This is a genomic window from Clostridium sp. UBA6640 (assembly GCF_002455975.1).
Taxonomy (GTDB): domain Bacteria; phylum Bacillota; class Clostridia; order Clostridiales; family Clostridiaceae; genus Clostridium_J.
In genome coordinates, this window is record NZ_DKLM01000130.1 from 25,085 (window position 1) to 25,742 (window position 658).

A 658-nucleotide genomic window follows, 5' to 3' on the forward strand; every position below is an offset into this window, starting at 1 on the left:
AAAAGATTTTTTGTTATGGAAAGTAAAATCATGCACAAGTTAAATTTTCATTGCGGGATCCTCTATTATTAAGCTTTCCTATAGCTTTCTTCAAAATTTCTAATTGTTCTTTGAATTTTTCTTTTTCTTTAGCATCAAAAATCTTTATATCATTCATAAATATTTGAAACTACACTTTATACCTCTTTTTTCTTTGAAATCCATGAATGGAAAGAAAAACTCTTTGGAACCACATACTTAACCCATTTTACTTCTTCACTTGTAATATTATCCATTGATAACTCATCTCCATAATGTTCTGAAGAAAAGAATATCTCTCCTTCTCTTTGTAGAAAAAGAGAAAACCACTTAGGTCGTTTATTTTTCTTGAATCCATTATAAACTATCTCATTAATTGTATTGTCATTAATATCAAAAGTAAAAATTGTCATATCTTTGAAGCTATCTCTATCTACTTCTTTGCTTAATGGTAAAAGTTCCTTAATAATCTCTTCCTCACCATTCCAACAATCTATTCTTATACTATCTGCATCTTCTAAAAAATTTAAAACTAATATCCTCCAAAAATCAAATTCTACTAATAAACTTGTATTATTAAAATGTACTCCATATGTTCTCATATACTCACCCCTTCTGCAATTGAGAATTGACAATTGAC

Annotated in this window: 1 protein-coding gene; it reads right to left on the minus strand. The window is 27.4% G+C overall.

Annotated features, from left to right (window positions below; translation table 11 throughout):
• Positions 1 to 176 precede the first annotated feature (176 nt).
• Positions 177 to 658 (minus strand): hypothetical protein (locus tag B2W91_RS14235; RefSeq protein ID WP_291582114.1); only part of this gene is annotated, 482 nt, incomplete at its 5' end.